The sequence below is a fragment of the Clostridium tarantellae genome (genome assembly GCF_009295725.1).
Taxonomy (GTDB): Bacteria; Bacillota; Clostridia; order Clostridiales; family Clostridiaceae; genus Sarcina; species Sarcina tarantellae.
Genome location: NZ_WHJC01000651.1, coordinates 1 through 467 on the forward strand (window position 1 = coordinate 1; position 467 = coordinate 467).

A 467-nucleotide genomic window follows, 5' to 3' on the forward strand; every position below is an offset into this window, starting at 1 on the left:
AGTAGAACTAAAGCAGGTATGCAAAAACTAACAAAAAACTAATGAAGGAAGATTCAAAGGAATCTTCCTTTTTTGATGAATACGATAAGGAAAATGGGTATGAAGATGAAAGCATAGAACAAGAGTATAACTTAACGGATATTTTATATTCTATTTATGATTTTGCCATTTCTAAACAAAGAATGAGTTTTAAACATTGTGAAGAAATGGACTTTATAGCCTATATAGATTATTTAAATTATATCTTTAATAGAAAAGAAGAAGAAAATAATTATAATAATTATGAAGATATAGAAGATTATTAGAAGGGAGTTTAGATTATGGCAGGAGCTAATATTAAAATAGGTGCTAATAGTTCAGACTTCCAAAGGAAAATGCAGGATGTAACAAGACAATTAAAGGTTACTCAAAGTGAATTTAAGTTAGCTAGTGAATCAGCTAAATTATTTGGTAATTCCACAGATCAG

General features: G+C 27.6%; 1 protein-coding gene. It reads left to right on the plus strand.

Annotated features, from left to right (window positions below):
- Positions 1-41: 41 nt before the first annotated feature.
- Positions 42-305 (plus strand): hypothetical protein, encoded by a 264-nt coding sequence (locus tag GBZ86_RS16755; RefSeq protein ID WP_152892527.1) that lies wholly within the window; start codon positions 42-44, stop codon positions 303-305.
- Positions 306-467 lie beyond the last annotated feature (162 nt).

Excerpts from the sequence above, each read along its gene's own strand:
- GBZ86_RS16755 (WP_152892527.1), top strand. The coding sequence starts at position 42 with ATGAAGGAAGATTCAAAGGAATCTTCCTTTTTTGATGAATACGATAAG.